The organism is Bradyrhizobium sp. SZCCHNRI2009, from assembly GCF_032485115.1.
Lineage (GTDB): Bacteria > Pseudomonadota > Alphaproteobacteria > Rhizobiales > Xanthobacteraceae > Bradyrhizobium.
Map to the genome: position 1 here is coordinate 594,656 of NZ_JAUEUH010000005.1, position 25,019 is coordinate 619,674.

General features: G+C 64.8%; 24 protein-coding genes, 1 tRNA gene and 1 pseudogene. 9 read left to right on the top strand and 17 right to left on the bottom strand.

Annotated elements, in window-relative coordinates:
* The first annotated feature begins 87 nt into the window (after nucleotides 1–87).
* The 3 genes from QX041_RS21085 to QX041_RS21095 all read left to right on the top strand — a co-directional run bounded on the left by QX041_RS21085 (nucleotide 88) and on the right by QX041_RS21095 (nucleotide 2,940).
* Nucleotides 88–597: a GNAT family N-acetyltransferase gene (locus QX041_RS21085; RefSeq protein WP_006611902.1), complete on the top strand. Its 510-nt coding sequence runs from the start codon at nucleotides 88–90 to the stop codon at nucleotides 595–597.
* A 198-nt stretch (nucleotides 598–795) separates the two neighbouring features.
* Nucleotides 796–1,332, top strand: coding sequence for an inorganic diphosphatase (gene ppa / locus QX041_RS21090; RefSeq protein ID WP_315716738.1), 537 nt, complete (start codon nucleotides 796–798; stop codon nucleotides 1,330–1,332).
* Between the two features lie 126 nt (nucleotides 1,333–1,458).
* Nucleotides 1,459–2,940 carry a M20 family peptidase gene (locus QX041_RS21095; protein ID WP_316166431.1) on the top strand — a complete coding sequence of 494 codons (1,482 nt, stop codon included), beginning with the start codon at nucleotides 1,459–1,461 and terminating at the stop codon, nucleotides 2,938–2,940.
* Nucleotides 2,941–2,943: 3 nt separating this feature from the next.
* Here the strand turns inward: QX041_RS21095 and folD are convergent, their stop codons facing one another.
* The 3 genes from folD to QX041_RS21110 form a co-directional block, all read right to left on the bottom strand.
* Nucleotides 2,944–3,828, bottom strand: a complete 885-nt coding sequence (gene folD / locus QX041_RS21100) for a bifunctional methylenetetrahydrofolate dehydrogenase/methenyltetrahydrofolate cyclohydrolase FolD (protein ID WP_316166433.1) — start codon at nucleotides 3,826–3,828, stop codon at nucleotides 2,944–2,946.
* A 266-nt stretch (nucleotides 3,829–4,094) separates the two neighbouring features.
* A complete protein-coding gene (locus QX041_RS21105; RefSeq protein ID WP_316166434.1) occupies nucleotides 4,095–4,430 on the bottom strand; it encodes a DUF167 domain-containing protein in 336 nt (111 codons plus the stop codon).
* A gap of 93 nt (nucleotides 4,431–4,523) precedes the next feature.
* Nucleotides 4,524–4,814: a YggT family protein gene (locus QX041_RS21110; RefSeq protein ID WP_315740475.1), complete on the bottom strand. Its 291-nt coding sequence runs from the start codon at nucleotides 4,812–4,814 to the stop codon at nucleotides 4,524–4,526.
* A gap of 181 nt (nucleotides 4,815–4,995) precedes the next feature.
* Here QX041_RS21110 and QX041_RS21115 point away from each other — a divergent pair.
* Nucleotides 4,996–5,071 (top strand) — tRNA-Ala (locus QX041_RS21115).
* A gap of 137 nt (nucleotides 5,072–5,208) precedes the next feature.
* Here the strand turns inward: QX041_RS21115 and QX041_RS21120 are convergent.
* The 6 genes from QX041_RS21120 to QX041_RS21145 form a co-directional block, all read right to left on the bottom strand.
* Complete coding sequence (locus QX041_RS21120; protein WP_315750557.1) at nucleotides 5,209–6,015, bottom strand: glutamine amidotransferase; 807 nt, start codon at nucleotides 6,013–6,015, stop codon at nucleotides 5,209–5,211.
* A gap of 80 nt (nucleotides 6,016–6,095) precedes the next feature.
* Nucleotides 6,096–6,875, bottom strand: a complete 780-nt coding sequence (locus tag QX041_RS21125) for an SDR family oxidoreductase (protein WP_316166435.1) — start codon at nucleotides 6,873–6,875, stop codon at nucleotides 6,096–6,098.
* Between the two features lie 216 nt (nucleotides 6,876–7,091).
* Complete coding sequence (locus tag QX041_RS21130) at nucleotides 7,092–7,559, bottom strand: TerB family tellurite resistance protein (RefSeq protein ID WP_315716731.1); 468 nt, start codon at nucleotides 7,557–7,559, stop codon at nucleotides 7,092–7,094.
* A 126-nt stretch (nucleotides 7,560–7,685) separates the two neighbouring features.
* Nucleotides 7,686–9,095 (bottom strand): adenylate/guanylate cyclase domain-containing protein, encoded by a 1,410-nt coding sequence (locus tag QX041_RS21135; RefSeq protein ID WP_316166436.1) that lies wholly within the window; start codon nucleotides 9,093–9,095, stop codon nucleotides 7,686–7,688.
* A gap of 69 nt (nucleotides 9,096–9,164) precedes the next feature.
* Nucleotides 9,165–10,556: a cytochrome P450 gene (locus QX041_RS21140; protein WP_316166437.1), complete on the bottom strand. Its 1,392-nt coding sequence runs from the start codon at nucleotides 10,554–10,556 to the stop codon at nucleotides 9,165–9,167.
* A gap of 201 nt (nucleotides 10,557–10,757) precedes the next feature.
* Nucleotides 10,758–12,128 carry a hydrolase gene (locus tag QX041_RS21145; RefSeq protein WP_316166439.1) on the bottom strand — a complete coding sequence of 457 codons (1,371 nt, stop codon included), beginning with the start codon at nucleotides 12,126–12,128 and terminating at the stop codon, nucleotides 10,758–10,760.
* A gap of 177 nt (nucleotides 12,129–12,305) precedes the next feature.
* On the opposite strand from QX041_RS21145, the gene QX041_RS21150 reads away from it, so the two are divergent.
* Nucleotides 12,306–13,988 (top strand): MFS transporter, encoded by a 1,683-nt coding sequence (locus QX041_RS21150; RefSeq protein WP_316166441.1) that lies wholly within the window; start codon nucleotides 12,306–12,308, stop codon nucleotides 13,986–13,988.
* A gap of 28 nt (nucleotides 13,989–14,016) precedes the next feature.
* Here the strand turns inward: QX041_RS21150 and QX041_RS21155 are convergent, their stop codons facing one another.
* Together QX041_RS21155 and QX041_RS21160 are read right to left on the bottom strand one after the other, a co-directional pair.
* Nucleotides 14,017–14,232, bottom strand: a complete 216-nt coding sequence (locus QX041_RS21155; RefSeq protein WP_316166443.1) for a hypothetical protein — start codon at nucleotides 14,230–14,232, stop codon at nucleotides 14,017–14,019.
* A gap of 115 nt (nucleotides 14,233–14,347) precedes the next feature.
* Nucleotides 14,348–14,635 (bottom strand): hypothetical protein, encoded by a 288-nt coding sequence (locus QX041_RS21160; protein WP_316166445.1) that lies wholly within the window; start codon nucleotides 14,633–14,635, stop codon nucleotides 14,348–14,350.
* A gap of 321 nt (nucleotides 14,636–14,956) precedes the next feature.
* Here QX041_RS21160 and QX041_RS21165 point away from each other — a divergent pair, with 321 nt between their 5' ends.
* A complete protein-coding gene (locus QX041_RS21165; protein WP_315716724.1) occupies nucleotides 14,957–16,000 on the top strand; it encodes a polysaccharide deacetylase family protein in 1,044 nt (347 codons plus the stop codon).
* A 79-nt stretch (nucleotides 16,001–16,079) separates the two neighbouring features.
* On the opposite strand, the gene QX041_RS21170 is transcribed toward QX041_RS21165, so the two are convergent.
* A complete protein-coding gene (locus QX041_RS21170; protein ID WP_316166446.1) occupies nucleotides 16,080–16,481 on the bottom strand; it encodes a hypothetical protein in 402 nt (133 codons plus the stop codon).
* Between the two features lie 221 nt (nucleotides 16,482–16,702).
* Here QX041_RS21170 and QX041_RS21175 point away from each other — a divergent pair, with 221 nt between their 5' ends.
* Complete coding sequence (locus QX041_RS21175; RefSeq protein WP_315716722.1) at nucleotides 16,703–17,281, top strand: hypothetical protein; 579 nt, start codon at nucleotides 16,703–16,705, stop codon at nucleotides 17,279–17,281.
* A gap of 17 nt (nucleotides 17,282–17,298) precedes the next feature.
* Here the strand turns inward: QX041_RS21175 and QX041_RS21180 are convergent, their stop codons facing one another.
* The 3 genes and pseudogenes from QX041_RS21180 to QX041_RS21190 form a co-directional block, all read right to left on the bottom strand.
* Complete coding sequence (locus QX041_RS21180) at nucleotides 17,299–18,702, bottom strand: GSCFA domain-containing protein (RefSeq protein WP_316166448.1); 1,404 nt, start codon at nucleotides 18,700–18,702, stop codon at nucleotides 17,299–17,301.
* 868 nt (nucleotides 18,703–19,570) lie between these two features.
* Nucleotides 19,571–19,855 (bottom strand): annotated as a pseudogene (locus tag QX041_RS21185) (IS110 family transposase); the annotation flags it as partial.
* A gap of 190 nt (nucleotides 19,856–20,045) precedes the next feature.
* Complete coding sequence (locus QX041_RS21190; protein WP_315718668.1) at nucleotides 20,046–21,275, bottom strand: MFS transporter; 1,230 nt, start codon at nucleotides 21,273–21,275, stop codon at nucleotides 20,046–20,048.
* Nucleotides 21,276–21,411: 136 nt separating this feature from the next.
* Between QX041_RS21190 and QX041_RS21195 the strand changes: the two genes are divergently transcribed.
* On the top strand, nucleotides 21,412–21,939 hold the full coding sequence (locus QX041_RS21195) for a bifunctional transcriptional activator/DNA repair enzyme AdaA (protein WP_409977906.1): 528 nt from the start codon (nucleotides 21,412–21,414) through the stop codon (nucleotides 21,937–21,939).
* 204 nt (nucleotides 21,940–22,143) lie between these two features.
* Here the strand turns inward: QX041_RS21195 and QX041_RS21200 are convergent, their stop codons facing one another.
* Entirely contained in the window at nucleotides 22,144–23,496 is a 1,353-nt protein-coding gene (locus QX041_RS21200) for an IS1182 family transposase (RefSeq protein WP_316166449.1), read from the bottom strand.
* Between the two features lie 120 nt (nucleotides 23,497–23,616).
* Nucleotides 23,617–24,093 carry a hypothetical protein gene (locus QX041_RS21205; RefSeq protein WP_315723447.1) on the bottom strand — a complete coding sequence of 159 codons (477 nt, stop codon included), beginning with the start codon at nucleotides 24,091–24,093 and terminating at the stop codon, nucleotides 23,617–23,619.
* Between the two features lie 279 nt (nucleotides 24,094–24,372).
* Here QX041_RS21205 and QX041_RS21210 point away from each other — a divergent pair, with 279 nt between their 5' ends.
* Complete coding sequence (locus QX041_RS21210; protein WP_315715829.1) at nucleotides 24,373–24,807, top strand: hypothetical protein; 435 nt, start codon at nucleotides 24,373–24,375, stop codon at nucleotides 24,805–24,807.
* The last annotated feature ends 212 nt before the right edge of the window (nucleotides 24,808–25,019 follow it).

The window sequence follows — 25,019 nt, forward strand, 5'->3', positions numbered from 1 at the left end:
CGCCACGGTGATGCCGAAAGTCCACAGGTTAACCGATCTTTAACGTGGCACCTTGAAGGCGGACCGCCGACTTGCTTTGATCCGCTCATGAGCACAACCCTGATCGAAGTCCGTCCGGCCAAGGCTGCAGATGCGGCTGCGGTGGCGTCAGCCCATGATGAAGCCTGGCGTTCCGCCTACCAGGGGATCATCCCTGGCGCAGAGCTGGAGAAGCTGATCAACCGGCGCGGCCCCCAATGGTGGGACAGCGCGATCCGCAAAGGCAGCCGCGTCAGCGTGCTGGTGTTCAACGACAAGGTCGCAGGCTATGCGAATTACGGCCGCAATCGCGCCCGCAGCCTGCACTTCGACGGTGAAGTCTACGAGCTTTATCTGCGACCGGAATTTCAGGGGCTGGGGTTCGGTCGCCGGCTCTTCCAGTCCGCCAAGCGCGACCTCGCGCAGAGCGGCCTGAAGAGCATGGTGGTGTGGGCGTTGTCCGACAACGATCCCGCCACCGAGTTCTACCGCGCCTTGGGCGGCCGGATGGTCGCGCGGTCGTCGGAGCGCTTCGGGCCGAAGTCGCTCGACAAGGTTGCCTTTGCCTGGACCAACTGAGCCTGGGCCGGCCGTGCTCCGGGCGCGTTAAACGTTAACGCGCCAGCGAATTGAACTGGAATTGAACTGAAAGTGTTGGCTTGAGGTAGCTGTTGCGCAGCCGCGTTTTTTTTGCGACTGCGAATGCCAGCGCTCGCCTGTCGAGCGTCCGACCCTCAACGTTCAAGTTCTCAAACGTTCAAGTTCTACGGAGCATCCATGCGCATCGACGCCATCCCGATCGGGAAAGATCCGCCGCGCGAGGTCAACGTCGTCATCGAAGTGCCGGTCGGCGGCGAGCCGATCAAGTACGAGCTCGACAAGGAAGCCGGCACGCTGTTCGTCGACCGCTTCCTCTATACGGCGATGCGCTACCCCGGCAATTACGGCTTCATCCCGCACACGCTGTCCAATGACGGCGACCCCTGCGACGTGCTGGTCGCCAATACGCGTGCGATCGTGCCCGGCGCGGTCATGAGCGTGCGCCCGGTCGGCGTGCTGCTGATGGAGGACGAGGCTGGCGGCGATGAGAAGATCATCGCGGTGCCGTCGTCGAAGCTGACCCAGCGCTACGACAAGGTCCGCACCTATTCGGACCTGCCGGACATCACGCTGCAGCAGATCCGGCACTTCTACGAGCACTACAAGGATCTCGAGCCCGGCAAGTGGGTCAAGGTGCTGCGCTGGGGCAACGCCGACGACGCCCATCAGCTGATCGCCGAGGGCATCGCGCGCGCCAAGGCCGCGAAGAAGTAGGGCGCGCGGAAGCTCCAAACGCAGCGCTTCGCGGCTCCAGGCGATGGACTTTCGAGTCTGCTCCGAGCAGTTTCACGGCGTCGCAGATAGGATCTGCGGCGCCGTCTCGTCTTGGAGCGTTCTGCAATGCGCCGCCTGCTCAGGTCCCTTCGATACCTTGGTCTTCTCATCCTGGCGGCAGGCGCGGCGCTCGTCGCGGTCGTGCTGGTCAACATGTTTCGCCATGGCTCCCGGCAGCTCGATGTCGCGGCGCTGCCGAAGATCAGCATCGATGCCGAGGCCGCGGCGCAGCGGCTCGCGGCGGCGGTTCGTTTTCGCACGATTTCGAGCTCCGACGATCCCGAGCTGAATGCCGATGCCTTCGCGGCGCTCAAGGCCCATATCGAGGCGAGCTTCCCGGCCTTTCATGTGGCCGCGACACAGGAGGTCGTGGCCGGGCACAGCCTGCTGTACCTGTGGAAAGGCTCGGATGCGGCGGCCAAGCCGATAGCGCTGCTGGCCCATCAGGATGTGGTGCCGGTCGCGCCGGGCACCGAGCCCGACTGGGCCGTGCCGCCGTTTGCCGGCGTCGTCAAAGACGGCTTCGTCTGGGGCCGCGGCGCCTGGGACGACAAGGGCAATCTGTACGCGATACTGGAGGCGGCCGAGGCGCTGATCAAGGCCGGCTTCAAGCCGAAGCGCACGATCTATTTCGCCTTCGGTCACGACGAGGAGGTCGGCGGCACCCGGGGGGCCAAGGCCATCTCGGCCGTCCTCGCCGCCCGCAACGTCCGGCTGGACTTCGTCATCGATGAGGGCCTGCTGATCTCGGAGGGCGGCATCAGGGGCCTCGACAAGCCGGCGGCACTGGTCGGTGTTGCCGAGAAGGGCTATGCGAGCCTGGTGCTGACGGCCAGGGCCACCCCGGGGCATTCCTCGATGCCGCCGCGGGACACCGCGATCGGCATGATGAGTGCGGCGCTGGCGAAGCTCGAGGCCAACCGGCTGCCGATGCGCATCGACGGCACGGTCGGCGAGATGTTCGATACGCTGGCGCCGGAAATGAGCGGCATCAACCGCGCCGTGCTGTCCAATCTCTGGCTGATCAAACCGCTGCTGTTCGGCGAGTTCGCCAAGAGCGGTCCGGCCGAAGCGATGGTCCGTACGACGACCGCGCTGACCATCTTCAACGCGGGCGACAAGGACAACGTGCTGCCGGGCAACGCCTCCGCCACCGTGAATTTCCGGCTGCTGCCGGGGGACACCGAGGCGGGCATCATCGACCACGTCAGGCAGACCGTGGCCAACGACCGCATCTCGATCACGTCCTTGCGCGGCAACCGCGAGCCCCCGCCGGTCACCTCGACCGCCGGACCGTCCTATCAGCTCGTGAACCGGACCATTCGCGAGATCTTCAGCGACGCGGTGGTGGCGCCCGGCCTGATGGTCGCCGGCACCGATTCGAGCCACTATGCGGGCATTGCCGACAGCATCTTCCGCTTCTCGCCGCTGCGCGCGACGACGGAGGATCTCAAGCGCTTCCACGGCACCAATGAGCGGCTGTCGGTCGAGGGCTATGCCGACATGATCCGCTTCTATCGGCGGCTGCTGGAAGCCGCCGCGGGCTAAGGCCTAGACGGCCGGCTTCGGCAGCCCGGCGATCGCGCAGGCGGCGCGCAGCGTGTTCACCAGAAGGCAGGCCACCGTCATCTGGCCGACGCCGCCGGGCACCGGCGTGATCGCGCCGGCGACCTCCGCCACCTCGGCATAGGCGACGTCGCCGACCAGCTTCGTCTTCCCCTCCGCCGTCGGGATACGGTTGATGCCGACGTCGATCACGGTCGCGCCCGGCTTGATCCAGTCGCGCTTCACCATCTCCGGGCGGCCCACGGCGGCGTAGACCAGATCGGCGCGCGCGGTCAGCGCCGGCAGGTCGCGCGAGCGCGAATGCGCGATCGTCACCGTGGCGTTCTCGTTCAGCAGGAGCTGGACCAGCGGACGGCCGACCAGGTTCGAGCGGCCGATCACGATCGCGTTCATGCCCTCCAGCGAGCCATGCACGGTCTTGCTGAGGATGATGCAGCCGAGCGGCGTGCACGGCGCCAGCGCCGGCTGGCCGCCGGCGAGACGGCCGGCATTGTGCGGATGCAGCCCGTCGACGTCCTTGGCCGGATCGATCGCATTGATCACGACTTCGGTCTCCAGCCCCTTCGGCAGCGGCAGCTGCACCAGGATGCCGTGTACGGCGGGATCGCGGTTGAGCTTGCCGATCAAGGCCAGCAGCTCGTCCTGCGACACGTCGGCCGGCAGCTTGTGTTCGAACGAGGCCATGCCGGCCGCCTGGGTCTGGGTATGCTTGCTGCGGACATAGACCTCGGACGCCGGATCGTTGCCGACCAGCACCACGGCGAGGCCTGGTGTCAGGCCATGGTCGCGCTTGACCCGCTCGACCTCACGGGCGACCTGCGCGCGCAGGTCGGCTGCAATGATCTTTCCGTCGATGATGCGCGCGGTCATTTTGCTCTATCCTCGGTTCAAAGGCTGTTCATCGAGCAAGACGCTGGCCGCGTGCTCCCACCCTCCCCTGGAGGGGGAGGGTCGATCGCACGCGAAGCGGGCGAGCCGGGTGGGGTGAAGCCACGGATGCCGGTACCGGTGGAGAGATCACCCCACCCCGCCTCACGCTCGCTTCGCTCACCGTGAGGCGACCCTCCCCCTCCAGGGGAGGGTGAAGATCGCCGCTTCCGAAGCCGAAAGGCCTCGGCTCGCGCTTCTTGCGTCTATTATCGTTGTTTCCCGGTCGGCTTATGGGCTGCAAGGAGGTCGCGCAAGGCCTGATCGAGCGCGGACGGATCGCCGTCGATGGCGACCTGTTTCAGCCGTGAGGTGGTGCCAGAGGTGATTCGCACCGAGGCCTTGGTGACGCCGATCGCCTTGGCCAGCAGCTCTGTTACCGCGCGATTCGCCTCGCCGCCATCGGCGATCGCGCGCACCCGGACCTTCAGCACATCGCGGCCGTCGGACAGCGTCTCGACGCCATCGAAGGCGTCCCGGCCGCCGCGTGGGGTCACCCGCAATGCGAGGGTGACGCCGCCCTTCGAACATCGCCAAGGGACCATCGATAGGGACCCTCGATCCGAATCAGCAGCAGACCTGAGTTGACGCAAGCAGCACCCTTGAATCCCGCGCGTCTACGTCAGTGCGCGCAGGCGCTAGACAAACAGACCCTGAAGCGCCGGGATGATCACGAACCGGATGAACTGGATGAGGATGAAGAGAACGAGAAACGAAAGGTCCAGCGCTCCGGCAGGAGGCACGAAGCGCCGAATCTGTCGGAGCGCGGGCTCTGTCAGAGCATCAAGCGTGTAAAGCACCTGTCGGACCAAGTCGTTCCGGACGTTGATGACGCTGAACGCGACCAGCCAGGACATGATTGCCGCAACGACCAGGATGAACACGTACAGGCCGAGAAGCCAGTCAACGAAGTCTAAGAGGCGTATCATCCGGGGTTCCTGGAACGAGATATCACCCGGTTAGATATCTGTTCCCTCCCGCGCAAACAAGGGACGGTGCCCGTCAAGGCTAACGGGCGATGTGACCGTTCTTGACTTGACCTCGGCACCCACTGTAAATGGCGCCCGATCTGCCGGCTGCCTTTTCCCAACATCGAGGCGGTCGTGTTACGGGGCCATAGCTCAGCTGGGAGAGCGCGTCGTTCGCAATGACGAGGTCGGCGGTTCGATCCCGCCTGGCTCCACCACGCTTCGCCTTTCAGGCTACGCGTAGCGCAGCCACGCAATGCCTGAAAGGCGAAGCGTGGTGCCCGGCGTAGCCTCTTGGCGAAGCCGGGCTGAAGTCTGAACATTCCAAGCCACTGGACTGACCAGGACGCCCGTCCTACTCCGCCGCCTCGGCCATCGCCGCCACCGGCTCGCGCATCAGCCAGCCATCCAGAAACTGCGCCAGCCACGCCCGCTCGGCCGCATCGTGCACGGCGCGGCCCTCGAAATGATGGTGGCGCAGACGGGCGCCGGGCGTGTCCAGCCGGGCATGACCGCGCGTGGTCCAGCGGCACATCATCGCGTAGGTCACGTCGGGGTGGAACTGTAGCCCGGTCGCGTTCTGGTATTGATAGGCCTGCACCGGAAAGTCGCCACCCTCGGCGAGCAGCTCGGCGCCATCGGGCAGATCGAAGCCCTCGCGGTGCCAGTGATAGACGTGATCGGGCCAATGCGGGCACAGCTTGCGCCCGGCCCGGGTCGGGCGGATCGGATAATAGCCGATCTCGGCGCGCCCCTCTGGATGCGGCGCAACCGGGGCGCCGAGCTGGATCGCCAGCATCTGCGCGCCCAGGCAGATCCCGAGAAACGGACGCTGCTCCCGCAGCGGCACCTCGATCCAGTCGATCTCGCGGCGGACGAAGTCGTCCGGATCGTTCGCGCTCATCGGACCGCCGAAAATTACGGCACCCGCATGCCCATCGAGCGTCTCCGGCAGCGGATCGCCGAACCGCGGCCGGCGGATGTCGAGCGGATAGCCGCGGGCGCGCAGCGCATTGCCGACCCGGCCGGGGCTCGACGTTTCCTGGTGCAGGATGATGAGGACGGGCCGCTGCGGCGCAGCCGCCATGGCCGGCTTCGGATGGAGCTGCCGAACGTCGGCCTGGGGCCCGTTCGGATGGAGCGAAGGGTCTTGCCTGAGCATCACCTGGCGATCATAGCTAAGCAAAGGTTAACGGCGCGTGAGCGAGCGCACATTCCAAAGCAAGCGCCGGGCCAGCGCGATCAGGTCCGCTTCAGCTGCAGCCGGCCGACCGCGGCGAGGATGAAGCCACGCGGGAACCAGCGCAGCATGAACGGCACGATCTTGATGCCGAGCCCGGGCAGCACCACGCGCTTGTCGGCCATCAAGCCGCGATAGCCCGCTTCCGCCACCGCCTTGGGCGAGACGTTGAGGATCACCGAATCCACGCCCGGCTTGAAGCCGGCGCGGTCCTGGAATTCCGACGGCACCGGACCGGGACATAGCACCGTGACCCGGACGCCATGCGGCGCCAGCTCCTTGCGCAGCGCCTCGGTGAACGAGATCACATACGCCTTGGAGGCGTAATAGACGGCCATGCCGGGACCCGGCAGGAACCCGGCCACAGAGCCCAGATTGAGGATGCCGCCCTTGTTGCGGATCAGCTGCCCGGAAAAGCGCAGCGACAGCTCGGTCAGGGCGCGAACGTTCACGGAAATCATGTCGAGCTGCTCGGCGCGGTCGAGCTGTACCGCCTTGCCGAACAGGCCGAAGCCGGCGTTGTTGACGAGATATTCCAGCTCCAGGCCGGCAGCCGACAGCGCAGCCTCGATGGTCGCGCCGGCGTCGGAGGAGGTGAGGTCACAGGGGATCACCAGCGGCGCCGGGCCGCCCTTGGCGGCGATCTCCTGGGCCAGCGCCGCGAGCCGGTCTTCGCGCCGGGCCGTCAATGCGAGCCGGTGCCCGTTCGCGGCAAATACGCGCGCCAACTCGCTGCCGATCCCGGCCGAGGCACCTGTTACGAGCGTGACACGTTCACCCACGATCCTGCTCTTCGATCACAATCCGCACATCATCCAATCGCGGCGGACGAGAGCATAGCGGGACGGGAACATGCAAGACACCGTGCTCCATGGCCTTGCGCGGGATTGCGGCAATAGCCTCAGATTCACATGGGTTTACATGAACGGGGGGGTCGGAAACAAAATTAAAGTTTGTTCATCTCCGCATGAAGTCGGTTCCGCCCGGAGCCAGGCGGTTCAAGCAGGGGCGCCGGACTTCCGCGACGCCACCCGGTGCTTGAGGTCGACGCGGTCATGCGTGGAGATGCCGAGCAGCTCGGAGGCGCGCCAGACCACATTGTCCTCGAACTCCGTCACCTTGCCGTCGGCAAAGACCAGCTCCCACATCATCTCCACGATGCGCAGGCGGCCGGCTTCATCGACCTCGCGCATGATCACGCTGGTGAAGCGATAGAGATCGACAGCGTCGCCCTCCGCCAGCATGGCCTGGGCGATCAGCCGGTCGGCGCTGCCGGGGTCGAGCCCGAAGCGCAGCTCGATCAGGCCGTGCAGCTTGCGCCGTTCGATCTCGCTCGGCTCGCCGTCCAGCGAGATGACGTGGATCAGCAGCGCCGTCGCCGCGAGCTGATAGCCATTGTCGTCGAACGCCGGGGTCTCGTGCGGCGAAACGACGTCGGCGATGAATTGGCGCAATCCTTCGAGCATGGCGTCCTTTCGTTGTCAGATCCGTAGTGGACCGCAAACCGGCCGGCGACTGCTCATTATATGCGAATGCCACGCTGCGCCGGCAATCCGCTGCGACCTTCGGGCTGCATGACATTTCGGTAAGGCTCAGGGGATTTCGTACACCATCATGCGGTCGGCGATGCCGCGCAGCGCCGCGTGCTTCTGAATTGGCGCGATCTTCGCGCCCCGCAGGATGTCGGCGACGCCGGGGCTCTCGATCACGGGCGCGGTGAGATGGATCTCCTGCGCGGTCGACAGGCTCTGCACGCGGGCGGCGATGTTGACGGTCTGGCCGAAATAGTCCTGGCGGTCGTTCAGCATCACCGCGAGACACGGCCCCTCGTGGATGCCGATCTTGACCACGAGGTCCTCGGTGCCGCGCTCGGCATTGAGCCGCTGCATCGCCGCGCGCATGCGCAGGCCGGCGGCGAGCGCATGCTCGGGCTTGACGAAGGTCGCCATCACGGCGTCGCCGATCGTCTTCACCACCGCGCCCTTCTCGGCGTTGATGATCTCCAGCAGCGCGCGGAAATGGGCGCGCACCAGGTCGAAGGCCGCGAGATCGCCGACGCGCTCATACAGCGCGGTCGAGCTCTTGAGGTCGGTGAACAGGAAGGTCAGCGAGGTGATCTTCAGCCGCTGGTCGATGTTGAGATTGTCCGCCTTGAACACGTCGCGAAAGGTCTGGTTGGATAATATGCGCTTGGCGGTCAGGAAAGGCCGGCGCTTGCCAAGGAGATGGTGGAGCGCATCGCCGGCAACGAAGACGGTCGGCAGCGTCCGTACGCCGGCCTGATTGTCGAGCGCCAGTCGCAGCGGGCCTGGACGCAACGTGATCGATCCGGTCGGAGGATGTGCCCTGTTGAATAGGAGTCCGAGCTGCTGGCGCTCCCTGGTGGGCTCGCCCTGAACGTCGATGAAATGCGCAGAATGCGTCACCGGTTCGAAGATGATGATGAAATCGGATGGGAGCTGCAGCGAGAGCACGGCTTTTTCACCGGCTGGCAGCTCGAGCGCATCAAGCGTCACTTCTTCGCTGAGCGAGGCAAAAGTCTCCCGGTCGAGGTCGATCCCGGAACTCCAGAAGACCTGCTTGTAATACTCCCAGAGCGGCAGCGTGTTCGGATCGTGAGCGGCGATGCTCCTGACCTTGGAGCTCACGGTGAAAGCAACTTCGACCTGCTCGTCGATGGAAGGCTCGTAGCCGCAAGCGCATAGTCCGCAATGGTAATCGTCATGGCGGAGAGATTTCAGCGTGGCGTGCGCATCCAGCACGCCGCTGCAGCCAGGACAGAGCACGTTCCAGGTCAGATCGAACAAGCCGATCCGTGCAGCATGCAGGAACCCGGAAATAACCCGTTCTTCATCGAGACCGGCGCGCGCCGAGAACTCCAGGGCATTGATACGGTTGAGTTCGTGATCTTCACCCGCCTCAATCAACCGTGTGATCGCGTCCGCAACGGCCGGATCGGCGGTCTGCTTCAGAACCGAAAGCTGGGCCTGGATGTCGCTCATGGCGTGCTAAGATGGTGCCTAGCAAACCCACAAGCAAGAGACGAAGCGATGGCCCGGCCGCCGCCGGGATCAGACGCCCGCCCTGGGCGTGAGCTTGAACAGCGGCGAGCGATCCGGCTGGGTCGTGACCACGCCGACCGGCATCACGGGTGCGGCGTCGAGCATTTCGATGTCGAAGGCCGCCACCAGCCGTGCCAGCGCCAGCACCGCCTCGGTCAGGGCGAAATGAGCCCCGATGCAGACCCGCGCGCCCGCTCCGAACGGCAGATAGGCGAAGCGCTCCGGCGGCGGCGCACCCGGCATGAATCGTTCGGGCTTGAAGGCGTTGGGCGCATCCCACAGCTTCTCGTGCCGGTGCAGCAGCCACGGCGAGATCAGCACGACGTCGCCGCGCCTCACCTGGAACGCGGCGATCCGGTCGGGGCCGCTGGCTGCGCGCGCGATCAGGAACGCGGGCGGATAGAGCCGCAATGTCTCGTCCAGCACGGCGCGCGTGAACGGCAGTTGATCCGGATCGCTGAGATCGGTTGCGGCGCGGGCCTCCTGCGCGAGCTTGTCCTGATTGGCCGGGTCGAGCGCGATCAGATACAGCGCCCAGAACAGCGCCGTTGCCGTGGTCTCGTGGCCGGCGAGGATCATGGTAGCGACCTCGTCGGCGAGTTGTGCATCGGTGAACGCCGCGCCGGTCTCGGGATCGCGTGCCGCGCCCATCAGGTCGAACAGGTCGCGCGGCGGTGCGTCCTCCAGCTTGCCGGCGGCGCGGCGCTCGGCCATCAGCATGGCGACGAAACGGGTCCAGCGCTTGCGGAACCGCCGGCGCGCGAAGTCGCGCGGCGTCGGCCAGGACAGCGGCAGCACGATGTCCAGCAGATGCGGGCTGGCCAGCCGCGCGCCATACTCGTAGACGAAATCGCGCAGGGTGGCACCATGGCGGCCCATCTCGAACGAGAACATCGTGCGGCCGGCGATGTCGAGCGTCATGCGCTGCATGATCTCGCGCAGGTCGAGCGCCTGCCCGCATTGCTGCTTCAGCCTGGCGACGGTCTCGTCGCTCACCGCGACCATGTGCGGGATGAGGCCGGAAACGGCGCGTGGCGTGAACGCCGGCGCGAGCGTCCGGCGCTGGTGCTTCCACGCCTTGCCTTCCGCGATCAGCAGCCCCTCGCCGAGCACCGGACGCAGCACGCGGATGGCGCCGACGGTGCGGGCGTAGTTCTCCCAATTGTCGACCAGCACGTGCTTGATCGTGTCGGGCGTATTGAGAATGTAGCTGGAGCTGCCGAAGAAGCGGCCGCGAATGATGTCGTCCTCATAGGCGCGCTGGCTCCAGGTCGCGATCGCGTTGTCGCCCATCATCAGCACGCGGCGCAGCGCGCCCATGCTGTCAGGCGCCCGCGGCGGTGTCGGCGGTATCAGCGGCAATCGTGCCTGCGGCAGATAATGGACGTCGGCGGTACTCATTCACGGCCTCTCGACGCTGTCACGAGCCTGGAACCACCGATCGGCTGCATCGCGAGCAACCGAGCCTCGGTTGCGGGGCCGCAACGGGCCGTCGCGCAACGACGGCCTTCTGCCAGAGGTAACTCTGTCGTCCCGCTCACAAGCGAGAGGGGCGCGCTTCCGCCCTCTCCGAGGCTATGATGTATCATCATACTCCAGCAACTAATTAGTCAGCTCGATCACCGCAATCCTGCTCTCCGATGCTGGCCAAAGACGGGCGGTGATGCGTTCCTCGTTGAACAGTCCGATGACGCTGCGTCCGACGTCGCCCGCAGGCAGCCGCAATGTCGTTGCCGCATCGGTCGGTATTCCCTTCTGTACGTCGGTTGGTTCCTTGCCGTCGAGCAGCACGATGTCGCGGGGCAGGCCGAAATAGCCGCGCGGCCTGATCATGATGAGAATCGCTCCGGCGCCGGCATCGGCCTGGCCGAGCGGCCGCGCCGCGCGCAGATGCACGACGTCGGACGAGCGCGGGAACGGCGAGCGGTAGAAGTGCGTGACCGGCGCGCCCGGCGAGGTCAGGACGATCTCGAGATAGGACGTCGGATCGACCTCCGCGGGACCCCAGCGCCCGTCGGCGCCGGTCTGGCCGCGATAGACAGGCTCGCCATTGCGTGCGCCGGTCTCGCTCGAGACGCGATAGACCTCCACGCTTGCGCCCGCGACCGGGCGATTGGTCGGCGCGCCGCCCGGCGTTCCCGTCACCAGACCGCTGAGCCGCACCTGCTGCTCCGGCTGGATCGCGATCTGCGTCGGCTCACGGCCGGCGATGAATTTGTAGATCTCGCGGAACGCGCGCGGGTGGAACGCGACCTCGCGATGGTCGAGCGCGCCGATCACGAGATTGGTCGCGCCCTTCAGCGCCGGCCCTTCGGGGGTGATCCCGGTCGGCACGCCGGGCTTGCCGACCAGGCGGCCGTCGGCCTGGGCGTATTTGTCGAGCCCGTCGCTGCGCAGCGTCAGGAAGGCGGTGCCCTCGGTCACCTCGGTGTCGCCGGCATTCAGTCCGCGCAGGAACGGGCCACGGCCGTTGAACTCGCTGCCGGGACTGTCCTCCCAGTCGAACACGCCATGATTGGGCGTTCCGCACAGCACGGCGTGGCTGACATCGGCGCCGCCGCCGTTCTTCACGACGTTGCGGATCGCATTGCCGCCACGCGAGCTGCCGACCAGCGCGACGCGCGCAGCGCCCGTGCGCTCCTTCAGTGCCTTGATGGCCTCGGCGAGTTCGCGGCGCTGATCGTCGGTCGACGAGCGGTTCGGCTGCGCCACGGCGTCGTCGTTGCGCGCCAGCGGGTCGGTGAAGTTGAGCGCAGCGAGACGCGTGCGCGGCACGCCGTTGGATTCCATCCGCCACAGCGTGGTCATCCACAATGCCGCGTGGTCGCCATTGCCGTGCACGAACAGGACCGGAGGGATGTCGCCCACCGTCGTTGCCGCCGCGCTCTGGGCGCGTACCGGTAAGGGCAGACCGCTGGTGAGCAAGGGAAGGGTTCCCATTCCCTGCAGAATGTTGCGGCGCGTCAGCTTCATCGGCGGTCTCCCTTTGGTCTCATTCATTTGTGTTCGTTGGCCGCGATCCCCGATGCCGGCCTTTGCAGGCAGCACTGGACAGCGGCGGACATTCGCAGGCATCACATAGGTCCAGCTGGAATCAAGCGATAGTTCGATGCGAGCTTCAAGGCGAACTGGCGACGTGGACGGACCCGCATGAATGCGCCGCAGAAACGTGAGCTGTTCGCCGCCGAAAGCATCGCCGCGCCGCTGCGGCACGTGGTGTTCCGCCGCATCTGGCTGGCGAGCCTGCTGTCGAACCTGGGCCTGCTGATCCAGGCGGTCGGCGCCGCCTGGGCGATGACGCAGATGACGTCGTCGGCCGACAAGGTTGCGCTGGTGCAGACCGCCTTGATGCTGCCGGTAATGTTCATCTCGATGCCGGCCGGCGCCATCGCCGACATGTATGACCGGCGCATCGTCGCGCTGGTCGCGCTCGCCGTGGCGCTCGGCGGCGCCACCACGCTGACGGTGCTGGCATGGTACGGCTTGGTGACGCCGGAGCGCCTGCTCGCGCTGTGCTTCGTCATCGGCAGCGGCATGGCGCTGATGGGGCCGGCCTGGCAATCCTCCGTCAGCGAGCAGGTGCCGCCGGAGACGCTGCCGGCCGCGGTCGCGCTGAACGGCATCAGCTACAACATCGCGCGCAGCTTCGGTCCGGCGATCGGCGGCGTCGTGGTCGCGGCCGCCGGCGCGGTCGCCGCGTTCGCGGCCAATGCGCTGCTGTATCTGCCGCTGCTCGCGGCGCTGTTCCTGTGGCGGCGCGTGGTCGAGCCGAGCCGGCTGCCGCGCGAGCCGCTCAACCGCGCCATCGTCTCCGGCGTCCGCTACATCGTCCATTCGCCGTCGATCCGGATCGTGCTGATCCGCACGCTGGTCACCGGCATCATCGGCGGCTCGATCTCGGCGCTGATGCCGCTGGTCGCGCGCGACCTGCTGCATGGCGGCGCGCAGACCTACGGCATCATGCTCGGCGCCTTCGGCATGGGCGCGGTGGTCGGCGCGCTCAACATCGGCGAGATCAGGAAGCGGCTGTCTGGCGAGGCCGCGATCCGCACCTGCGCGCTCACCTTGGGCGCGGCCACCGCGGCCGTCGCGCTCAGCACCGCGCCGGTCCTGACGGCGGCGGCGCTCGTCATCGCCGGTGCGGTGTGGATGCTGGCGGTGGCGCTGTTCAACATCGGCGTGCAGCTTTCGGCACCCCGCTGGGTCGCGGGCCGCGCACTGGCGGCATTTCAGGCCGCGATCTCCGGCGGCATCGCGATCGGCAGTTGGGGCTGGGGACGTCTCACCGACGCCGCCGGCGTCGAGGTCGCGCTGCTCGCGTCGGGAGCGCTGATGATGGTGTCGCCGCTGCTCGGCCTGTGGCTGCGGATGCCGCCGATCGGGGCCCGCAACGAGGACGGCGAGACCTTGGCCGATCCGGAGGTGCAGCTCGAGCTGACGCCGCGCTCGGGGCCGCTGGTGGTCGAGATCGAGTACCGCGTCGCTGAAGACAATGCCCGCGCGTTTCACGACCTGATGCAGGACGTGCAGCTCAGCCGCCAGCGCAACGGCGCCTATGGCTGGTCGATCGCGCGCGACATCGCCGACCCCGAATTATGGACCGAGCGCTATCACTGCCCGACCTGGATCGACTATCTGCGTCAGCGCAACCGCTCGACCCGCGCCGAGCGCGAGCTGCACAAGCGCGCGATCGACTTCCACATCGGCACCGACCCGGTGCGCATCCGCCGCATGCTGGAACGCCCGTTCGGCTCGGTCCGGGCCAGGGACGACATCGACCGCACCGCCGAGCAGGCGCCTGCTGTCGCCTCGGCGGCTCGCAGCGGGCCGTAGCTTCGGACCATCTGCACTGAGCAGGCGCTTACTGCCCGTGCTCGGTCAGCACCTTCTCGCAAGCCTTCGACAGCTTGGCCCGATGCTCCTTGAGACAGGCCAGCACCGCCTGATCGCCGTTGTTCATCACCGCGCGGCAATACCGCGACACGTCGCGCGCGCACGCGTCCTGACCGGGTTGCTGCTGGGCTGAGGCGCTCGACGCGATCAGGACCAGAGGGATAATCAGAGAGAGTTTGTTCATGACTGGCGCCTCGCTCCCGGGACTGAACGTTTGGCGGCGCTTTTAGTGGTCGCAACCGGCCGTCGCAAGCGCCTCGGTCGCAGCCGGGGTGCGCAGGCGGGAGCCGGAAGCGCTCTCAATTGGCCTCGTTGGCATCCGCGACCTTGCCGCTGCGCTTGGACATCTCGCGGTCGAGCACGACGCGGCAGCCGGAACTGAGCGACGAGCGGTTCTTGATCATGCAGGCGGTGATCGCCGGGATGTTCGGGATCTCGCTGCTGCACAGGCGGAACGCGTCGCCGGTGCACATCTGCTGCGCCTCGGCGCTGAAGGCGAAGCTTGCCGTCGAGGAGAAGGTCGAGAGGGCGGCAAGGCTGGCGGCCGTCAGAACGGCCCTGCCCAGAATGTTGGTCGACTTCGTCATGGCTGGCTCCCATTGGCGCCGCACGTTGGCGGGGCCGCGTGTTTCAATGCGCCCATCATGGCGGGATGCCCTGTTGGCAACCGTGATGCGGGTCACGCCAGATCCAAACCTGGTCGGCAGTTTCGGCAGGCCGATGGCTGCGGCGCCATGTCGCTCCGGTGAACGGCCGCTTCGGTGCGGGCATCATCCTGGAAATCTTGTCCGATCCTGGTCGTGTTGGCACCGCGTTAAGGAATCGTTGGCACTAATGGAAGCTAATTGAAGGAGGCGGACAGCGTTGCGTCCGCCATCGAGTGTCTCGCGTTTTCGGGAAGAGTAACCATGCGTAATGCGTTAGGCTTGCTGCTGGCCACCGTCGTCGCGGCGTTGGCGATCACCGGTGTCTGGTACTACGTATCGAAGCCCAGCGCCGCCAAGGCCGCCGCGCAGAGCGCAGCGGCGAAGCCGTCCGAGCCGGCGCCGCCTCCGGCGCGCGTCGCCGCCAAGGCCAGCTCGAAGGACGATGTCGAGACGACCGGTACCGTCTCCACGCGTATGGCGGCAAGCGCGCCGGCGCCCGTGCAGCCCAAATCGACCTGCGCCAATCCGGACGCGCTCGGCATCTCCCGCACCGTCATGGTCGACACCACCGGCGGCCCCGGTTTCGGCCTCGACCATTTCAAGCAGTTCGACTTCCTCGCCGACCACGAGGTGGTGCTGACCTTCGACGACGGCCCGTGGCCGGTCAACACGCCGGCGGTGCTGAAGGCGCTGGCCGACGAATGCACCACCGGCATCTTCTTCACGATCGGCAAGCATGCGACCTATCATCCGGAGATCCTGCGCCAGGTGCTGGCCGCCGGGCATGTCGTCGGCGTTCATACCTGGTCGCACGCCAATCTGAACGGCAAGAAGATGACCGACGAGACGGCCAAGGAGGAGCTCGAGAAGGGTTTCAGCGCTGTCAAGTTCGCGCTCGGCACCAACCCGGCGCCGTTCTTCCGCTTCCCGCAACTGCAGCACCGGTCCTCTGCCGTGGCCTATCTCGGCAGCCGCAATGTCGCGATGTTCTCCTGCGACGTCGACAGCTTCGACTTCCGCTCCAAGGATGCCGACCAGGTCGTCAACACCGTGATGACCGGGCTCGACAAGAAGGGCAAGGGCATCATCCTGATGCACGACTTCCAGAAAAACACTGCGCTGGCGCTGCCGACCCTGCTGCGGCGGCTCAAGGCCGGCGGCTACAAGGTGGTCGCGATGAAGCCGAAGGGCACGCTCGACACGCTGCCGGAATATGACGCGATGATCGGTCAGGATCCGAAGCTGCCGACGACGATGACCAATGCGCGGCCGATCTCGAGCGTGATCCAGACCATCTCGCAGTGATGCCTCGCTGCAGGGTCTCCTCGCGCGAAAGGCCGGGCATTCGCCCGGCCTTCTTCGTTTGTCGCCGATTGGCGGATGCTCACCAATAGATGCCGTGGCGATGCAGCTCGCGGACGATGCGGGCTTCGGTCCAGCTCTTGCGGCGCGTCCGGTCGGAGCGCGCCGATTTCGACCGCCGCGATGATTGCTGCACAGAGCCCGGCTGCGGTGCCGGCGCCGCAGCGGCGGCGGGCTGCGGCGGCGGCGGTGCGGCGGCAGGGGCCGCTGGCGCAACCGGTTGCGCAGCGGGCTGGACCTCGGCCGCGACGGCCGGCACCGGCGCCGGGGTGACGGTGACCTCGCCGGCTTGCTGGACGTAGGTCGGACGCGGCGCCCGCGCGGCGGCGTCGTTCGACGACAGCGACAGGCTGCGTGTGCCCTCGGCCTGCGCGACTGTGGCGGATGCGAGCACCATGGCTCCGATCAGGATCATCTTGCGCATCGAGTAAGCTCCCCTTTGTTGGCTGCGGGAAGGTTTAGGCGCCGGTGCGACCGTCCGATGTGACCCGCGTCACGCTCCGCCTAGCGACGCGGTGTTCCATGCTGCCGGTGAGATCCGGGGTTGAGGTATGATCGTATGTACGTGTACTGTTCGTTGGTGCTGTTCAGAAGCTTCGCCGAATCCGATAGGGAGACCGATCGATTCGGGGGAAGGATGCGCGCATGCGCCGGGTGATCGTTGCAGTGTTCTTGGCGGCCGTGACGCTGCTGGCCGCCAGCGGGCCGGGCCGGGCGCAGTCCGGCGACGACAACGTCGAAGAGATCTACATTGCGCGGAGCGTGCGCCAGGGCCGCGTCGTGCCGTCGGATTTCTGCGCGCCGACCAAGACCGGCTTCGCGCCGGCGCTGGAGGATCAGCTCTCGATCCACTCCGTCGGGGTCCGGCCGGCTGACGGCCGCATGACCGAGACCGGCGACAAGAGCATCGGCGAGATGCGGGTCTGCGTCGGCCAGGCGATGGATCCGACCCTGCTCGGCACCTACACCGAGGGCCAGCTCAACGGCATCGCATTCACCGGCATCGGCGATTGCCGGCTGGTGCGTGGCAATCTGCCGGAGGACGGCCTGCTCACGCACCGCTGCTTCCTGGCGCTGTCGGGCCTGCCTGAGCCGTATGTCGGCGGCTTCCTGGTTTCGAGCTCGCTGTATTCGAAGACGCCGTTCGGCACTGAAAGTTCGCCGCCGGGCTACGCCCAGGCAGGCATCCTGGTCATCCGCCTCTGGAAGAAGCGGCTGCCCTGAGGCAGCCGTTCGCGCGCTCAGGCCGGCGAGAAGGTCTGCACGAAGGCGCGCACCGTCGCGGACACCTTGTCCTCCGAGACGTGCCAGGCGGCGCCGTCATCGGCGGCGAAGAAGCTGGAGGCGTTGGAGCCGGCCCAGCGGAACACCTCGAATGACGGCCAGTACCAGATGTCCTCGAGGTTCGAATTGTTGACGACCTCATGCGCGACCAGCCGCATCGTGCTCTTCGACAGGCAGTCGGCCTGCACCACCGATTCATATTCGAACGAGGTGAGCAGCGGCACCGGCGACACGGTGACGATCACCTTGATGCCAGGCCGGATGCTGCGGATGAACTCGATCAGATAGAGCACGTTGTCGACGTTCTCCTGCACGCTGGCGGTGCGGAACTTGTACTTCTCGGCCAGCGCCCGCGAGTTCAGCGCGGTCGGCCGCGGCAGCACGAAGGCGCCGGTCTCGCGGTCGAAGAACGCCGCGGCGACGCCGAGCGTCAGGATGAAGACGTCGGCCTGCTTGATGACGGCGAGCGTATTCTCCTTGCTCGATCCCGGCGGCAGCAACTCGACGATGCGCTCGCGGATCTCCGGATCGATCTGGGCGTCGCGCAGCCAGTCGACGAACACGCGGTTGGCGAAGGTCGTGTTGATGTACTCCGAGATCTCCATGTGGTGGCTGGCATAGCCGCTGTCGGTGAGGCTCTTGGAGAGGTTGCGCGCGAAGCACGAGCCCATGGTGAAGAAGCGGGTGCTCTTGTCGAGGAATTTCGGCGCGGCGGCGAGGTTCACCGCGATGTGGCTGGTGATCAGCGTCTGCAGGTCGCCGAGGAAGTCCTTGGTCTCCGGATAGCGTCCGACCTTGGCGCGGCCCTTGGCCTCCTTGGCCTTGCCCTTCTTGGCGCTCGACCGCGCGAGCTCCAGCGTCTCGCGGTTGATCGGGTTGTCATAGGCCGGGTTGAGCTTGATCGCCTTTTCCAGCGCCGCGACCGCTTCCTCGAATTCGTTGCCCTGGGTCAGGATCTCGCTGAGCGAGAAATAGTCGGCGGCCTGGTTGGAGGCGCGGGCGAGCTTGCGGAACAGCTCCATCGAGCGCGTGAACGGGCCGACATGGCTGCAGCGCACGGCCGCGCTGCGGATCAGGTGCAGATTGCCTTCGGTGGCCTGCTCAAAGATCTCAGGGTTCTCGTCGAGGATCGCCAGCATCATGTCGCGCGCCTCGGCGCGCTTCTTGTGCGAGCCGTCATCGATCAGCTGCGCATAGATGAAGCGCGCGTTGATGTCCTTGGGGTCGAGCTCGAGCAGCTTCTGGAACGCGAGCTGGGCGCTGACGAAGTCCTTGTCCTCGATGTATTTGTAGGCGAGCGTCCGGATCTGGCCGACGATGGATTGAAACTGGGTGTGGCTGTCGAGGGCAGTCGTGCTCATGTCGCGGGTTCGCCTTTGTCTCGCGTTGCGTCTTCGGCCGTTGGTCCGGCGCCGCTGCCGGCAGCCGGTGCATCGCCAGTGCCGGTCGAATCGTCACGCGCACAGGCGCCATGCCCTCGCGAGAGACGTCCCACCACGACCTCTGGATACTGATCGCCACCGGCTTGGCCGCTGGCGTACGCCCGAGCGCAACCGGCACCTGCGGGATTCGAACGCGACGGACGCGCTCGTCCGGATCGCCGCCAGCCGCCAGTGCGGGCATTCATCCCGCCGCTCGCGCCGAACGATGGCGCGATTTGGGTTAAGCAATTCTTAACCCGCAAATGGAGCGCGGCGAGCGGGCGCGTCAGGAAAGGAGAGATGGGGACGGAAGGAGAGGCTGGTGCCGCAAGAGGGCGCCTCGCTATAGGCGCATCCTACTGACTTAGCTTATGTATTTTTGTGCGATTTCAACGAAAGCCAACGAAAAGGCCAACATTTTTCGCGGCCACGGCCGAACGATCCCGACCGCCGCGCAGATTTGTCGCTGCGCGTGCGTGTGGCGGATTGAACACCGATGCCGGGTGCGCTCCGAAGGCGAAGGCCAGACGTTCGAATCGTGTCGCGTGCGCCACTTCGGTACCAAACTGGGCCGTCTTTGCGCCCGAGGCACCGACCAGCGTGCGCAGGAGCGCGCTTTCGATCCCATGATGCGAAGCTCTTTCGCGTCCACTTCGACGCGTTGGGCGAGCGCGCGGAGGTAGTCGCGCCGGTAGCTCTTCGAGTCAGTCCTCATGCGTTTGCGGGCCTGGCTGGCGAGGTTTTGATTGCCTGGGGTGTGATGCTCGGCCCAGCCCGATCCAGCGCACCCTCAGCCTGCTCTGCGCCAGCGCGGGCTCTTGTTGCGCTGCGCCTTCAGCGCCGCCCGCACATGCTGGGTCTCCAGGCAGATCGCCGGCAGGCGAAGCTTGAGCAACTCGGGATGCAGCCACGGCAACAGCGCCCCGGCCTCGTGGCCGACCCGCCTTAAGCGGCCGAGATATGGCGCCAGTGCTCCCCTGACCGCATTCGGGTCGGTCATCACCGCGACCTCCAGCAGCACTTCGCCCTTGTCGTCGACCACGCAAATCGTGGTTCGATCCATGCCGACATCCAGCCCGCAGAAGAACTCCATTGCGCGCCTCCTGTGTGGTCGAGAGCGCTCATTCTGCATGGCCGCCGCTGTCGCGTCAGCTGACGGACGGTCAGGCCGATAACGGACGGCAGTCCTAATCGGTCGAGATCCACACCTACTCGGTCGGTAAGGTTGGGTATTGTCGATAGCGGACCAGGAGGCGGACATGGCAATGCCGACGCGAATGACCCTAAGCTGACCTCGCCGGCGGGACCACGGCCTTACGCCCAAGGAGCACAACCATCGCAGCCAAAAGCTGGATGCAAGCGACAATCCCGAACGCCGTTCCATAACCCGAAGTCGCATCGCGGAGAGCACCAACAATGGCTGGCGCGAACGCAAATACTGCCTGATTGATGGCAACGATCAGCGCAACCACCGCCACCACATCCTTACGATCGAACTCCTTCTGCGCGATCAATGGCGGCAAAGTCGTAAGATTCCCGATGCCAAATCCGAAGATGACGCAGCCAAATGTCAGTACGATCCATCCGTTGCCGAAGATGAGCAGCAGAACTCCTACGGTCTGAACCGCGAAGTTAATGGCTGCGGCGATCCGCCGGTCGTGATCTCCGATCCACCATCCCGTCAGAGTCCGTCCGATTACTGCACATGCCGTCGCTAGGCTGAGAAGCAGGCCCGCAGTTGTCGCACCAACATCGGGAGTGAGGCGGGAGACCAAGTGTGACAGAAGGCCGATCTGCGCAAACAAGCCAAGCGCAAACGCCGCCGAAAGCGTAAGGAATCCCGGCATACGAATAATGCTAGAGCGAGATAGTCTCGTTGTCGGTTTCGCGACAACCGTAGGCACTCCGTTGCCATCGGGAGAGAGACCAAGGCTGGTGGGGGACAGCCTGAAGTATCGAATAGAAATCCAACCCATAACGCCGAGGGCAACAATGGACACGGCCAGCGCCGCGGTTTGAAAGCCGAGCCAATCGATCAAGAAGAGCCACAAAGGCACGAACAGAACCCCCCCGACACTTGCGCCATTGAACGCCAGACTCATCGCCTTCGGGCGATCGCGCTCGAACCATCTGGCGACAATGGCGTTTAGGGCAGCACCACTTGTAGCGGCCCAACCTCCCGCACTCGGAATGGCCGCTAAGAAGAGTTGCCACGGCTCCCACGATCTGGACCATCCGATCAACCCGATGGCCATCAGAAGAGCACCGCCCAGTGTCGTCCCGGCAATCCCAATTCTGCGATGAATGTCGGGCAAATACGCGACCAGGAGCGCACTCAGCACGAAATGAAAGGTAATGGCAGCCGAGATTTCCGAGATGGACCATCCGCGCGAGGAGTGCAGAGTCGGAAGAAAGACCGAAGGACCATAGAAGCCGATGCCCCAGGCGAGCACCGCCAAGGTAAAGGCAGCCCATGCCACCGACCAACCAACGAAATGCTGCTCGTCACCCATTGTCTCGCTCACTCATGCTGATAGGTTGATGGCGTCGTAGCAATTGGAGCGTGTTGTGGCTCGCCGGAATCGGACTCCGTCGTCGGCTTTAACGGACATCGGGAGGCTTGATCCCGTTGTATGCGAACGTGCCCGAGTGAGTCGCGACAAGAGCTATGACGGCCTGTTCTTCTCAGGCGTCCGAACCACGAGGATCTATTGCAGGCCGGTGTGCCCGGTGCGCCCCGCCAAGGCCGAAAACGTGACGTTTTATCTTTCGGCAGCTGCAGCTGAGCAGGAGGGATTTCGACCATGCCTCAGATGCCGCCCCGAAACGGCACCGTTCTCTCCAGCTTGGAAGGGCTCACGGACGACAGTTGAGCGCGCCCTACGTCTGATTAGCAGTGGTGCACTAGACGATGCGAACATCGAAACACTCGCAGAACGTCTCGGCATCGGACCGCGGCATCTATCACGCCTATTCAAAAAATATGTCGGCGCAAGTCCCGCCCAAGTCGCGCGAACGGGGCGTGTTCAACGAGCAAAGCGTCTCTTGGACGAGACGAAGCTTCCGATGACCGAGGTCGCACTTAGATCAGGATTCTGCAGCCTACGGCGTTTCAACAGTGTGTTTGCTGAGGTATACAAGCGTCCACCGACTTCGATCCGGCGGGCGAAGGCTTGATCCGCTAATACGAACCCGCCCGACGTCTGATGTTGTCCCATCTGGGACCTTCGGGCCGGCGCCTGGAACGCCTACTGCTGGATACAACCGGACGTAAGTTACTGGCCGACCGGAAGGTGGCTTTTGACCGATTCCGTTGAAAAAGTCGGCAGTAGTTTCGTCGTGAACGCCATCTGTTTCGAGGACGAATTGGCGCGTTGTGGTTCACGCGGGCGTCAGCGCGGGCATCGGGATCAGCTTGGCCATCTTACGAAGGTTCTGAGCGGCTGCAGCGAGGGTGAACTCGTCGCGTGCGCCGTTCGGCCCTCTTAGTCGCAGCCGATCTAGCTTGAGGATGCGCTTGAGATGCGCGAACAGCATCTCAATCTTCTTGCGGAGCCGGCGTGAAGTGCGGCCTTCCCATGAGCTTGCGATCTCGCGTGCCATGTCGCGAGCGCCCTCGTAGATCGAGCGCGGCACTTTTCGAGCCGGGGTGTTGGGGCAACACCTGCTTCTTAGAGAGCATGCTTGACAATCGCGCTTGCTCGCACGGTAGAGGACCGTCGTGTCGTTGTTCACCAGCGTCCCTGTAGTGGTGAGGGGGTTGCCAGCGGGGCAGCGATAGACGTCCCTGGTATGGTCGTAGGTGAAGGCCTCACGCGAGAAGGTCCCGTCGGTGCGGGCCGACTTGTCGAAGACGGTCACGTGCGGCTCGATCCCGTGCTCGTAGACCAGCCACCCGAGCATCTCAGCGGAGCCATAGGCGCTGTCGCCGAGAAGCCGGCTTGGATAAAGATCGAACCTTTCGATTGAACGCTCAATCATGCGCTTGGCGGCCAATACTTCTGCCTGGCGGATCGCCGTGGTCGCTTCGACATCGACGATGATCGCATTCTCGACGTCGACCAGATAGTTCGTCGAGTAGGCGAAGAAGGCTTGGCCGCCGTGCGCTCCCGTCCAGCGCGCCGCCGGGTCGGAGGGCGATACAAACTTGGGCGTGACCTCCGTCGCGGCACCGAACGCGGCATCATCAAGAACGGCAAGATACTCGTCGATCGCTCGACCCGCAGCCTCCGGCGGAAGCCTCTTATCGCCTTCGATTCCCTTCTGCCGATTGGCATCCGCCTTGATCAGGCTCGCGTCGACTGCGAACCCTTCGCCGCCGATCAGGCGCTCCCGGATGCAGCGGCGCAAGACGGTCTCGAACACGCGACGGAAGAGATCGCTCTCACGGAAGCGGCCGTGCCTGTTCTTCGAGAACGTCGAGTGATCGGGGACAGCTCCATCCAGACCCAGCCGGCAAAACCAGCGGTATGCCAGATTGAGATGGACTTCATCGCAGAGGCGCCGTTCCGATCGGATGCCGAAGCAATAGCCGATCAAGAGCATCCTGATCATCAGCTCCGGATCGATCGAGGGCCGCCCGATGTTGCTGTAGAACGGCGCCAGCTCCCGCCGTAAGTCCTCAAGGTCGACGAACCTATCGATCGACCGCACGAGGTGGTCGGCTGGGATGTGCCTTTCCAGCGAGAACTCATAGAACAACGCAGCCTGTTCGACTTGCCGATGCCCCATCATGACCTTCAGTCCTGCCCACTAGACAGACTGAATCACCGATATCTCTGCGTCGCAACTGCTGACTTTTTCAACAGAATCGACCCTGAGCAGACATCCCGGTCAGATGCGGACTGATAGCACTCAATGGACCTTTGCATCAGCCTCAATATGCTCGACGGATCGCATCGTATTTTTGAGGTGTTCGGCGCGTTCGCGGACCAGCCAATAGATCAAGCCTCCGATCGCGCCAGAAATCAGAACTGGGAGTCCGTTTGCCTCTAGGGCCAGCGCGAAGCCTTCCGTGAAGCTTGGATGGCCGCGCGCGGGGAATAGGCCTCCCAAGCAACCCCAAGCGAGGATCGCTGCGAGAGCCGAACCGCTGGCGCTGTAGACTGGTCCTCCAAAAGGCAACCATCGCGACATCCCCGTGATCAAGCACCAAGGCAAGAACATCAGCAAAAGCGCCAACGCAAAGACATAGGGCCAAACCTGCAAGGTCTCGCTCCCAACTTCAATGAGGTTCAGCCCTTTTCCTGCCGGATCGCGGGAGTCGCGACAGGCCATCCAAACGGTGAAGACCGCTGATGACGTTGCGCTCGCGGCAAAATAGGCCGCCAAGCGGGCCACTATCCTCATGCCATCGTTCCCCTCTGATGCCCGGATCATCTGGATGATTGCACGGCTCCCTTTGAAGGCCCAGGTCGGCTTGTGGCCCGTTCCGGACCTTCCCGAGGGCGCCGATGATGTCCCCTCTCGGGGTAGGGCCGGAAATCTGCATCCGAGGACCGATAGGCTGCTTGTGACCCGAAGCCGACTTAATCAGAATTGAGCCGAACGCTTAATCGGGCAGCAACTTTAGCACACTAATCAGTGTCCGTATGACCCTGGTAACCGCACATGCCTCATGAATTGCTGAGCGGCATTCTCGGAAGCCTCGCAGCAGAGGTCGCTTCTAAGATTGCTCCTGCGCGACAGGGTGGCGAATTTGCCGAAGTTCCGGCTGAAACACTCCAGCGGCAGAACCGCCGGCTTTATCGTTACCTGTTGGCTAGTGGCTGCTTGGGGTTTGCCACTCCCTTGTTGGCTCTTGCCATAGGGAGTGAGGACGCGCCGTGGCGCAACGCCTGGTTAACCGGGGTTATTTTCGGCCTGCCATTTCTGATCATGTTGATCTTCTTGGCGCTCGTCTGGGCGACACGAGGCAGCAAAAGGGCAACGGAGCTTTTGTTCTACTTCGAGAGACAACAGCGGACTCACATCTACGTTTTCTACCTGTACGCCGTGCCGCTAGCGGTGCTGGGACTCACATCCTCGGTGCTGGTGTGGCTCTAAGCACCGCTAACGAGATTACATTGAAGCAGAAGCATCTCGTTGCTGAAGTACTTTGCTGGCGTAGAATGTGACCACTTTCCCGGGTCAAATGTCCGTCTAGCCAAAAAGGTCGGCAATCGGCATGTCGCCTATTGGCCGATTTCGTTGAAAAAGTCAGCAGTTGCGACGCAGAGATATCGGTGATTCAGTCTGTCTAGTGGGCAGGACTGAAG

What these genes read in the sequence shown, in the direction of transcription:
- QX041_RS21085 (WP_006611902.1), top strand. Translation starts at nt 88, where the DNA reads ATGAGCACAACCCTGATCGAAGTCCGTCCGGCCAAGGCTGCAGATGCG.
- ppa (WP_315716738.1), top strand. Translation starts at nt 796, where the DNA reads ATGCGCATCGACGCCATCCCGATCGGGAAAGATCCGCCGCGCGAGGTC.
- QX041_RS21095 (WP_316166431.1), top strand. Translation starts at nt 1,459, where the DNA reads ATGCGCCGCCTGCTCAGGTCCCTTCGATACCTTGGTCTTCTCATCCTG.
- folD (WP_316166433.1), bottom strand. Translation starts at nt 3,828, where the DNA reads ATGACCGCGCGCATCATCGACGGAAAGATCATTGCAGCCGACCTGCGC.
- QX041_RS21105 (WP_316166434.1), bottom strand. Translation starts at nt 4,430, where the DNA reads ATGGTCCCTTGGCGATGTTCGAAGGGCGGCGTCACCCTCGCATTGCGG.
- QX041_RS21110 (WP_315740475.1), bottom strand. Translation starts at nt 4,814, where the DNA reads ATGATACGCCTCTTAGACTTCGTTGACTGGCTTCTCGGCCTGTACGTG.
- QX041_RS21120 (WP_315750557.1), bottom strand. Translation starts at nt 6,015, where the DNA reads ATGCTCAGGCAAGACCCTTCGCTCCATCCGAACGGGCCCCAGGCCGAC.
- QX041_RS21130 (WP_315716731.1), bottom strand. Translation starts at nt 7,559, where the DNA reads ATGCTCGAAGGATTGCGCCAATTCATCGCCGACGTCGTTTCGCCGCAC.
- QX041_RS21135 (WP_316166436.1), bottom strand. Translation starts at nt 9,095, where the DNA reads ATGAGCGACATCCAGGCCCAGCTTTCGGTTCTGAAGCAGACCGCCGAT.
- QX041_RS21140 (WP_316166437.1), bottom strand. Translation starts at nt 10,556, where the DNA reads ATGAGTACCGCCGACGTCCATTATCTGCCGCAGGCACGATTGCCGCTG.
- QX041_RS21145 (WP_316166439.1), bottom strand. Translation starts at nt 12,128, where the DNA reads ATGAAGCTGACGCGCCGCAACATTCTGCAGGGAATGGGAACCCTTCCC.
- QX041_RS21150 (WP_316166441.1), top strand. Translation starts at nt 12,306, where the DNA reads ATGAATGCGCCGCAGAAACGTGAGCTGTTCGCCGCCGAAAGCATCGCC.
- QX041_RS21155 (WP_316166443.1), bottom strand. Translation starts at nt 14,232, where the DNA reads ATGAACAAACTCTCTCTGATTATCCCTCTGGTCCTGATCGCGTCGAGC.
- QX041_RS21160 (WP_316166445.1), bottom strand. Translation starts at nt 14,635, where the DNA reads ATGACGAAGTCGACCAACATTCTGGGCAGGGCCGTTCTGACGGCCGCC.
- QX041_RS21165 (WP_315716724.1), top strand. Translation starts at nt 14,957, where the DNA reads ATGCGTAATGCGTTAGGCTTGCTGCTGGCCACCGTCGTCGCGGCGTTG.
- QX041_RS21170 (WP_316166446.1), bottom strand. Translation starts at nt 16,481, where the DNA reads ATGCGCAAGATGATCCTGATCGGAGCCATGGTGCTCGCATCCGCCACA.
- QX041_RS21175 (WP_315716722.1), top strand. Translation starts at nt 16,703, where the DNA reads ATGCGCCGGGTGATCGTTGCAGTGTTCTTGGCGGCCGTGACGCTGCTG.
- QX041_RS21180 (WP_316166448.1), bottom strand. Translation starts at nt 18,702, where the DNA reads ATGAGCACGACTGCCCTCGACAGCCACACCCAGTTTCAATCCATCGTC.
- QX041_RS21190 (WP_315718668.1), bottom strand. Translation starts at nt 21,275, where the DNA reads ATGGGTGACGAGCAGCATTTCGTTGGTTGGTCGGTGGCATGGGCTGCC.
- QX041_RS21200 (WP_316166449.1), bottom strand. Translation starts at nt 23,496, where the DNA reads ATGATGGGGCATCGGCAAGTCGAACAGGCTGCGTTGTTCTATGAGTTC.
- QX041_RS21210 (WP_315715829.1), top strand. Translation starts at nt 24,373, where the DNA reads ATGCCTCATGAATTGCTGAGCGGCATTCTCGGAAGCCTCGCAGCAGAG.